General features: G+C 45.1%; 7 protein-coding genes and 1 rRNA gene (1 of these 8 cut by a window edge). All 8 read left to right on the top strand.

Going from position 1 to position 10000, the window contains the following annotated elements:
- The gene (gene dnaA / locus MKY62_RS00005) at window positions 1-1341 is read left to right on the top strand and encodes a chromosomal replication initiator protein DnaA (RefSeq protein ID WP_003178077.1); all 1341 of its coding nucleotides are present in this window, start codon (window positions 1-3) and stop codon (window positions 1339-1341) included.
- A gap of 176 nt (window positions 1342-1517) precedes the next feature.
- Window positions 1518-2654 carry a DNA polymerase III subunit beta gene (gene dnaN, locus MKY62_RS00010; protein WP_003178080.1) on the top strand — a complete coding sequence of 379 codons (1137 nt, stop codon included), beginning with the start codon at window positions 1518-1520 and terminating at the stop codon, window positions 2652-2654.
- A gap of 167 nt (window positions 2655-2821) precedes the next feature.
- A complete protein-coding gene (gene yaaA / locus MKY62_RS00015; RefSeq protein WP_003178084.1) occupies window positions 2822-3037 on the top strand; it encodes a S4 domain-containing protein YaaA in 216 nt (71 codons plus the stop codon).
- Between the two features lie 16 nt (window positions 3038-3053).
- The gene (gene recF, locus MKY62_RS00020; RefSeq protein WP_003178089.1) at window positions 3054-4166 is read left to right on the top strand and encodes a DNA replication/repair protein RecF; all 1113 of its coding nucleotides are present in this window, start codon (window positions 3054-3056) and stop codon (window positions 4164-4166) included.
- A gap of 17 nt (window positions 4167-4183) precedes the next feature.
- Window positions 4184-4426, top strand: a complete 243-nt coding sequence (locus MKY62_RS00025; protein ID WP_003178090.1) for an extracellular matrix/biofilm biosynthesis regulator RemA family protein — start codon at window positions 4184-4186, stop codon at window positions 4424-4426.
- A gap of 59 nt (window positions 4427-4485) precedes the next feature.
- Entirely contained in the window at window positions 4486-6399 is a 1914-nt protein-coding gene (gyrB, locus tag MKY62_RS00030) for a DNA topoisomerase (ATP-hydrolyzing) subunit B (RefSeq protein ID WP_009330043.1), read from the top strand.
- A gap of 190 nt (window positions 6400-6589) precedes the next feature.
- On the top strand, window positions 6590-9058 hold the full coding sequence (gyrA, locus tag MKY62_RS00035) for a DNA gyrase subunit A (protein WP_003178095.1): 2469 nt from the start codon (window positions 6590-6592) through the stop codon (window positions 9056-9058).
- A gap of 336 nt (window positions 9059-9394) precedes the next feature.
- Window positions 9395-10000 (top strand): 16S ribosomal RNA (locus MKY62_RS00040); it runs 944 nt beyond the window's last position.

Genomic DNA, 10000 nt, shown 5'->3' on the forward strand with positions numbered 1-10000 from the left:
ATGAAAAACATATCGGATCTTTGGAATCAAGCTTTGGGGCAGATCGAAAAAAAATTGAGCAAGCCCAGCTTTGAAACATGGATGAAATCGACAAAGGCCCATTCATTGCAGGGCGATACGCTGATCATCACCGCACCGAACGAGTTCGCCAGAGACTGGCTTGAATCAAGATACCTGCACCTGATCGCCGATACGATCTATGATCTGACAGGAGAAGAATTGAGCATTAAATTTGTCATTCCTCAGAATCAAAATGAAGAAGATTTTATGCCAAAGTCTCCAATCAAAAAAATGTCGAAAGAAGAACCGGCTGATTTTCCGCAAAACATGCTGAATCCCAAATATACATTTGATACGTTCGTTATCGGTTCAGGAAACCGATTCGCCCACGCAGCGTCTTTGGCAGTGGCTGAAGCCCCGGCGAAAGCTTACAATCCGCTGTTTATTTACGGGGGAGTCGGACTTGGAAAGACTCACTTAATGCATGCGATCGGGCACTATGTCATCGATCACAATCCATCTGCAAAAGTGGTTTATTTGTCATCTGAGAAATTTACAAATGAGTTCATTAACTCGATCCGTGACAATAAAGCTGTCGATTTTCGCAATCGCTATCGAAATGTTGACGTTCTTTTAATAGACGATATTCAATTTTTAGCCGGAAAAGAACAGACGCAAGAGGAATTTTTCCATACGTTTAATACGCTGCATGAAGAAACAAAGCAGATTGTCATTTCCAGCGACCGGCCTCCAAAAGAGATCCCAACGCTTGAAGACCGTTTGCGCTCCCGTTTTGAATGGGGATTGATCACTGACATCACGCCTCCTGATCTGGAAACAAGAATTGCGATTTTAAGAAAGAAAGCAAAAGCAGAAGGACTTGATATCCCGAATGAAGTCATGCTTTATATTGCCAATCAGATCGACAGCAATATCAGGGAGCTGGAAGGGGCATTAATCAGGGTTGTCGCATATTCTTCCTTGATCAATAAAGACATTAACGCCGATCTGGCTGCTGAAGCTTTGAAAGATATCATTCCTTCTTCAAAGCCGAAAGTCATTACGATCAAAGACATCCAAAGAATCGTCGGCCAGCAGTTCAATATCAAGCTGGAGGATTTCAAGGCGAAGAAACGGACAAAATCGGTGGCTTTTCCGCGGCAGATCGCTATGTATCTATCAAGAGAAATGACAGATTCTTCTCTTCCGAAGATCGGCGAAGAATTTGGCGGACGCGACCACACGACGGTCATCCATGCCCATGAGAAAATATCAAAACTGCTGAACGATGATGAACAGCTTCAGCAGCAGATTAAAGAAATTAAAGAGCAGCTGAGATAAGTGATGAGCGGGAAAGTGTGAATAACTTGAACATGGCCTTACACAGTCTGTCCACATGTGGATAGGCTGTGTTTCCGTTCTTTTTTTCACTTATCCACAAATCCACAGCCCCTACTAGTACTTCTGCTATTTTTTTAAAACATAATAATTAATAGATTCCCGCAAGGAGGATGATTATGAAGTTTACAATTCAAAAAGACCGCCTGGTCGAAAGTGTCCAAGATGTGTTAAAAGCCGTTTCTTCAAGAACGACGATTCCGATCTTAACCGGTATTAAAATCGTGGCCTCTGATGAAGGGGTCTCTCTGACAGGCAGCGATTCCGATATTTCGATTGAATCGTTTATCCCGAAAGAAGACGGCGATTTAGAGATCGTGACAATTGAACAGCCCGGCAGCATTGTGCTTCAAGCCCGTTTTTTCAGTGAAATTGTCAAAAAGCTGCCGATGTCAACAGTGGAAATCGAGGTTCAAAATCAATACTTAACGATCATCCGCTCCGGCAAAGCAGAGTTTAACTTAAACGGTTTGGATGCAAGCGAATATCCGCTTTTGCCGCAAATTGAAGAGCATCACGCTTTTCAAATTCCGACCGATCTGCTGAAAAACCTGATCCGCCAAACCGTTTTTGCAGTGTCCACCTCAGAAACACGCCCAATCTTGACAGGTGTAAACTGGAATGTCACTGGCGGTGAATTAATATGCACTGCAACGGATAGTCATCGTCTTGCGCTAAGGAAAGCTAAGCTCGACATTAACGAAGACAGTTCATACAATGTCGTCATCCCAGGAAAAAGCTTAACCGAGCTCAGCAAAATCCTTGATGACCATCAGGAGCTTGTCGATATTGTGATTACCGAAACACAAGTGCTGTTTAAAACAAAAAACGTTCTGTTTTTCTCCAGGCTTCTTGACGGAAACTATCCGGATACGAACCGCCTGATTCCTCAGGAAAGCAAAACGAACTTGATTGTCAATACTAAGGAATTTCTCCAGGCGATCGACAGGGCTTCGCTTTTGGCGAGAGAAGGACGAAACAACGTGGTGAAACTTTCCGCAGCCGCCAATGAGTCGATCGAAATTTCTTCAAACTCTCCGGAAATCGGAAAGGTTGTTGAAACGGTGAATGCCGAGCAGATCGAAGGGGAAGACTTAAAGATATCCTTTAGTCCGAAATATATGCTGGATGCCCTTAAAGTTCTTGAAGGAGAGGACATTCATGTAAGCTTCACAGGCGCTATGAGGCCTTTTCTGATCCGTACGCCGAATGACGATTCGATCGTCCAATTAATTCTTCCTGTCCGGACGTATTAATTTGTTGGAATAGAAAGTTGCCGGCTGGTCCGGCAGCTTCTCTTATTTTTTCTGGAGAAAAGCGCTCTCGCCCTGCCTTGATTGCTCATACCGCAAGTTTCCCCTTTCCTTCTTTCCCTGTTTTTTAGTACAATTAGATATTAGTGATATTGAAAGAGGTCGATATAATGACAAAGACGGTGGCTATTGATACAGAGATGATTACCCTCGGCCAGTTTTTGAAATTGGCGGATGTCATTCAGTCCGGAGGAATGGCAAAATGGTTTTTATCGGAATATGAAGTACTCGTCAATGACGAGCCGGATAACCGCCGCGGACGAAAACTGTATGTCGGAGATGTGGTGACGATTGAAGGATTCGGTTCATTTCAAGTCGTCGGCTAAAAGCAGGTGGTATTGATTGTATATCCAAAATCTTACATTATCGTCTTACCGTAATTATGAGCGCCTTGACCTTCAATTTGAGAACAAAGTGAACGTGATTATCGGAGAGAACGCTCAAGGAAAAACAAATTTGATGGAAGCGATCTATGTGCTTGCGATGGCGAAATCCCATCGGACGTCAAATGATAAAGAACTCATACGATGGGATGAAGACTATGCTAAAATAGAAGGCAGGGTCATTAAAAAAAACGGTTCTGTTCCCATTCAGCTTGTGATTTCCAAAAAAGGAAAAAAAGGTAAAGTGAATCATATTGAACAGCAGAAGCTGAGCCAGTATGTCGGGGCTGTCAACACGATTATGTTCGCGCCGGAGGATTTAAATCTCGTAAAAGGAAGTCCTCAGGTCAGAAGAAGGTTTCTCGACATGGAAATCGGCCAAGTATCACCTGTCTATCTTCATGACCTTTCTCTTTACCAAAAAATCCTTTCACAACGGAATCATTTCTTGAAGCAGCTTCAAACGAGAAAGCAAACCGATCAAACGATGCTTGACGTGCTGACGGAACAGCTTACGGAATTCGCGGCAAAGGTTGTGATGAAACGGCTTCAGTTTGTCGATCAGCTTGAAAAATGGGCTCAGCCCATTCATTCCGGAATTTCAAGAGGTCTGGAAGAGCTGACGTTAAAGTATCATACGTCTCTTCACGTATCAGATTCGCCCGATTTGTCGAAAATGATCAATAGTTATCAAGAAACGTTTTCTAAATTAAGAGATAAAGAAATAGAACGGGGGGTATCTCTTTCAGGTCCCCACAGGGATGATGTTCTTTTCTATGTCAATGGCCGTGATGTGCAGACTTACGGATCGCAGGGCCAGCAGCGCACGACTGCATTGTCGCTTAAATTGGCTGAAATCGACTTGATTCAGGAAGAGATAGGAGAATACCCGATTCTGCTTTTGGATGATGTTTTATCAGAGCTGGACGACTATCGGCAGTCTCACTTGCTCCACACCATTCAAGGCCGCGTTCAAACATTCGTAACAACGACAAGCGTTGATGGAATTGATCATAAAACCTTAAACGAAGCGGAAATCTTTCGTGTTGAAAATGGCACGCTATCGGACTGAAAAAATGGGGTGAGGGATTGTATATCCACTTAGGTGACGATTTTGTCGTCTCAACGCGTGAAATTGTGGCTATTTTTGATTACAAGGCAAAGACATCGCCGATTGTTGAGGAGTTTTTAAGCAAGCAAAAACAGCGGATTGTCTCTTCTAACAGCACGCCGAAGTCAATTGTTGTCACATTACAATCGATTTATTTTTCTCCTTTAGCCTCAGGCACGTTGAAAAAACGGGCGCAATCCAAGCCGGAAATCGATTCATAAAGAATCTTAACTATAAATTTATTATGTTTGAAGAAAAGTGTAGGTGAATGTGCGTGGCAATGGAACAGCAAAATAATTACGATGAAAATCAGATACAGGTTCTAGAGGGATTGGAAGCCGTTCGGAAAAGACCCGGAATGTACATCGGGTCGACAAGCGGCAAAGGTCTGCACCATTTAGTATGGGAAATTGTCGATAACAGCATCGATGAAGCATTGGCCGGTTACTGCACTGAAATCAATGTCGCAATTGAAAAAGACAACAGCATCACAGTAAAAGACAACGGACGGGGTATCCCGGTCGGTATTCATGAGAAGATGGGTCGTCCCGCTGTGGAAGTCATCATGACTGTCCTGCACGCCGGAGGAAAGTTTGACGGAAGCGGATATAAAGTTTCGGGCGGTTTGCACGGCGTCGGTGCTTCTGTTGTTAACGCCCTTTCAACCGAGCTGGATGTAACGGTTTACAGAGATGGAAAAATCCATTATCAGGAATTTGAACGTGGCGTTCCGAAAGCTGATTTGAAAGTCATTGGAGATACGGAAGTGACGGGAACGACCACACACTTCAAGCCTGATCCGGAAATATTCACGGAAACGACTGAATACGACTATGATACGCTCGCCACTCGTGTCCGCGAACTCGCTTTCTTGACAAAAGGCGTCAAAATCACGATCGAAGACAAGCGAGAAGGAAAAGAACGCAAGAATGAATACTGCTATGAAGGCGGTATTAAAAGCTATGTTGAACACTTGAACCGTTCGCGGGAAGTTATTCATGAAGAGCCGGTCTATATTGAAGGATCCAAAGACGGCATTACAGTCGAGGTGGCTCTTCAATACAATGACAGCTATACAAGCAACATTTATTCATTTGCTAACAACATTCATACGTATGAAGGCGGAACCCATGAAGCCGGCTTTAAGACCGGTTTGACGAGGGTCATCAATGATTACGCGAGAAGAAACGGCGTATTCAAAGAAAGCGATCCGAACTTAAGCGGAGAAGACGTCCGGGAAGGTTTGACAGCGATTATTTCAATCAAGCACCCGGATCCTCAATTTGAAGGGCAGACGAAAACAAAGCTCGGCAACTCAGAAGCGCGTACGATAACAGATGCGCTATTTTCAGAAGCGCTTGAAAAGTTTCTGCTAGAAAACCCGGATTCAGCGAAAAAAATCGTTGAAAAAGGGGTTATGGCCGCCAGAGCACGGATGGCTGCAAAGAAAGCACGCGAATTGACGCGCAGAAAAAGCGCCCTTGAAGTGTCCAATCTGCCGGGGAAACTTGCTGACTGTTCTTCTAAAGACCCGACGATTTCCGAACTTTACATCGTTGAGGGTGACTCTGCGGGCGGATCGGCAAAACAGGGCCGCGACCGTCATTTCCAAGCAATTTTGCCTTTGAGAGGGAAAATTTTGAACGTCGAAAAAGCCCGCCTGGACAAAATATTGTCCAACAATGAGGTTCGTTCTATGATCACCGCCCTTGGCACCGGAATCGGGGAAGATTTCAACCTTGAAAAAGCCCGCTACCACAAAGTCGTGATTATGACGGATGCCGACGTCGATGGTGCACACATCAGAACATTGCTGCTGACCTTTTTCTACCGCTACATGAGACAGATTATCGAACAAGGATATGTCTACATCGCTCAGCCGCCTCTTTACAAAGTACAGCAGGGGAAACGCGTTGAGTATGCGTACAATGACCAGCAGCTCGAAGAAATTTTAAAAGAGCTTCCGCAAAATCCTAAGCCAGGCCTGCAGCGCTACAAAGGTTTGGGCGAGATGAATGCGACACAGCTTTGGGAAACGACGATGGATCCAGAAACGCGGACATTGCTTCAAGTAACGCTCAAAGATGCGATTGATGCGGATGAAACCTTTGAAATGCTGATGGGCGACAAGGTTGAACCGCGCCGCAACTTCATCGAAGAGAATGCCCGATATGTAAAGAATTTGGATATTTAATGATTGTAAGACCTTATTTTCGCTTAATTGAAATAAGGTCTTTTCTAGAATGAGCCTTTGGCGCTCTAGTCATTTGATGTGTATAAAATCAAGATTATTGATATAATGGAGAATAGCCTAATTCGTTGAAGAGTATAAATACAAATCTACTCCCACACAACTCATGTAGATTCTCCAGGGAGGTTTTTTAATGAGTGAACAACATAAGCCCCAAGTTCAGGAAGTCAATATCAGTCAGGAAATGCGCACATCTTTTTTAGATTACGCAATGAGTGTTATTGTTTCCCGCGCTCTTCCGGACGTAAGAGACGGTCTGAAGCCGGTGCACAGAAGAATATTGTATGCGATGAACGACCTTGGGATGACAAGTGATAAGCCGTATAAAAAATCCGCGCGTATTGTCGGCGAAGTTATCGGTAAGTACCACCCTCACGGTGATTCTGCTGTTTACGAAGCCATGGTCAGAATGGCGCAGGATTTTAACTATCGGTACATGCTCGTTCAAGGCCATGGAAACTTCGGTTCTGTTGACGGCGACTCGGCTGCGGCCATGCGTTACACAGAAGCGAGAATGTCTAAAATATCAATGGAAATTCTGCGCGACATCAATAAAGACACAATCGATTACCAGGACAACTATGACGGTTCGGAAAAAGAGCCGGTTGTTATGCCTGCGAGATTTCCGAACTTGCTTGTCAACGGAGCGGCCGGTATTGCTGTAGGTATGGCCACAAACATCCCGCCGCATCAGCTCGGTGAAGTCATTGACGGTGTTTTGGCGGTCAGCAAAAACCCTGATATCACGCTTCCGGAATTGATGGAGATCATTCCTGGACCCGACTTCCCTACAGCAGGGCTGATCTTGGGAAGAAGCGGTATCCGAAAGGCCTATGAAACAGGCCGGGGATCAATTACGCTTCGAGCCAAAGCTCAAATCGAAGAAACATCTTCCGGCAAACCGGTAATCATTATTACGGAAATACCGTACCAAGTGAATAAAGCAAGGCTGATCGAAAAAATCGCCGATCTAGTGCGCGATAAGAAAATCGACGGCATTACGGATCTCCGCGATGAATCAGACCGAAACGGAATGCGCATCGTCATTGAACTGAGAAGGGATGCAAATGCCAATGTACTGTTAAATAACTTGTACAAGCAGACCGCTCTTCAAACATCATTCGGCATTAATCTTTTGGCGCTTGTTGACGGCCAGCCGAAAGTATTGAGCTTGAAGCAGTGTCTGGAGCATTATCTCGACCATCAAAAAGTCGTGATCAGAAGGCGTACTGCATTCGAGCTTCGCAAAGCGGAAGCGCGGGCCCATATTCTTGAGGGCTTGAGAGTGGCGCTTGATCACCTTGATGAAGTTATTTCCCTAATTAGAAATTCGCAAACGGCTGAAATCGCAAAAAACGGATTGATTGAGAAGTTTTCTTTGACTGAAAAACAGGCCCAGGCGATTTTGGACATGCGTCTCCAGCGTTTAACAGGGCTGGAACGCGAAAAAATCGAAGAGGAATATCAAAGCCTTGTTGAGCTGATTGCAGAGCTAAAAGCAATCTTAGCAGACGAAGAGAAAGTTCTTGAAATCATTCGGGAAGAGCTCACAGAAGTTAAAGAGCGCTTTAATGATGAGCGCCGTACTGAAATCGTGACATCGGGCCTTGAGACGATTGAGGATGAAGATCTCATCACGCGCGAGAATATCGTTGTGACTTTAACTCATAACGGATATATCAAACGTCTGCCTTCTTCTACTTACCGCAGCCAAAAACGGGGCGGGAAAGGCATTCAGGGCATGGGTACAAATGAAGACGACTTCGTTGAACACCTGATTTCAACATCCACCCATGACACCATTCTCTTCTTCTCGAATAAAGGGAAGGTGTACCGTGCGAAAGGATATGAGATCCCTGAATTCGGACGGACAGCGAAGGGAATTCCGATTATTAACCTGCTTGAAGTGGAAAAAGGAGAATGGATCAACGCGATTATTCCGGTAGGCGAATTTGATGACGAGTCTTATTTGTTCTTCACGACAAAACACGGAATATCAAAACGCACACCGCTTTCTCAATTCGCGAATATCCGCAATAATGGATTGATCGCCTTAAGCCTCCGCGATGAGGATGAATTGATCGCTGTCCGCCTGACGGATGGAAATAAACAAATTATTATCGGCACGAAGAACGGTCTGCTCATCCGTTTCCCTGAAACAGATGTAAGGCAAATGGGAAGAACAGCAGCCGGCGTTAAGGGCATCAATCTGACAGATGACGATGTTGTTGTCGGCATGGAGATTTTGGAAGAGGATTCACACGTGCTAATCGTAACTGAAAAGGGCTACGGAAAACTGACGCCCGCTTCAGAATACAGGGTGCAAAGCCGCGGAGGAAAAGGGCTGAAAACCTGCAAAATCACAGAAAATAACGGATCTCTTGTGACAGTGAAAGCAACGACAGGAGAAGAAGATTTAATGATCATCACAGCAAGCGGCGTGATCATTCGGATGGATATTAAAGATATCTCCACGACCGGACGCGTCACTCAAGGTGTGCGACTTATCCGCTTAGGTGAACAAGAGCATGTCGCGACTGTCGCTTTAGTTGAAAAAGATGAAGAGAACGATTCAGAAGAACAGGAAGCGGATGAATCATAAAAACATGCAGCCAAATGGCTGCATGTTTTTCTATTCAATCTTTCAAATATAATCTTTTCATCAGGAACATAATGTGCTATAATTTCTCTTGGTCGCTTATAAAAACAACAACAAAAACTTTTTCAAAAAAGTATTGACCGCTTTTCTCATAAATGTTATATTTAAGTGGTCGCTTTGAGAGCGGCAGCGAAGTTCTTTGAAAACTAAACAAGACAAAACGTACCTGTTAATTCATTATAAATCGCACATGTAAGTGTGCGTAGTCAGGGGCCTGCACGATGCAGGTCATGCAGATGTTGTCACAGGATGTGACGAACTTAATCTGCGCTCCATTATTTCATGGAGAGTTTGATCCTGGCTCAGGACGAACGCTGGCGGCGTGCCTAATACATGCAAGTCGAGCGGACCGACGGGAGCTTGCTCCCTTAGGTCAGCGGCGGACGGGTGAGTAACACGTGGGTAACCTGCCTGTAAGACTGGGATAACTCCGGGAAACCGGGGCTAATACCGGATGCTTGATTGAACCGCATGGTTCAATCATAAAAGGTGGCTTTTAGCTACCACTTACAGATGGACCCGCGGCGCATTAGCTAGTTGGTGAGGTAACGGCTCACCAAGGCGACGATGCGTAGCCGACCTGAGAGGGTGATCGGCCACACTGGGACTGAGACACGGCCCAGACTCCTACGGGAGGCAGCAGTAGGGAATCTTCCGCAATGGACGAAAGTCTGACGGAGCAACGCCGCGTGAGTGATGAAGGTTTTCGGATCGTAAAACTCTGTTGTTAGGGAAGAACAAGTACCGTTCGAATAGGGCGGCACCTTGACGGTACCTAACCAGAAAGCCACGGCTAACTACGTGCCAGCAGCCGCGGTAATACGTAGGTGGCAAGCGTTGTCCGGAATTATTGGGCGTAAAGCGCGCGCAGGCGGTTTCTTAAGT

Origin of the sequence: Bacillus sp. FSL R7-0646, from assembly GCF_037969865.1 — a bacterium.
In the GTDB taxonomy this organism is placed as follows: Bacteria; Bacillota; Bacilli; order Bacillales; family Bacillaceae; genus Bacillus; species Bacillus licheniformis.

What these genes read in the sequence shown, in the direction of transcription:
- dnaA (WP_003178077.1), top strand. Translation starts at nt 1, where the DNA reads ATGAAAAACATATCGGATCTTTGGAATCAAGCTTTGGGGCAGATCGAA.
- gyrA (WP_003178095.1), top strand. Translation starts at nt 6,590, where the DNA reads ATGAGTGAACAACATAAGCCCCAAGTTCAGGAAGTCAATATCAGTCAG.
- gyrB (WP_009330043.1), top strand. Translation starts at nt 4,486, where the DNA reads ATGGAACAGCAAAATAATTACGATGAAAATCAGATACAGGTTCTAGAG.
- yaaA (WP_003178084.1), top strand. Translation starts at nt 2,822, where the DNA reads ATGACAAAGACGGTGGCTATTGATACAGAGATGATTACCCTCGGCCAG.
- dnaN (WP_003178080.1), top strand. Translation starts at nt 1,518, where the DNA reads ATGAAGTTTACAATTCAAAAAGACCGCCTGGTCGAAAGTGTCCAAGAT.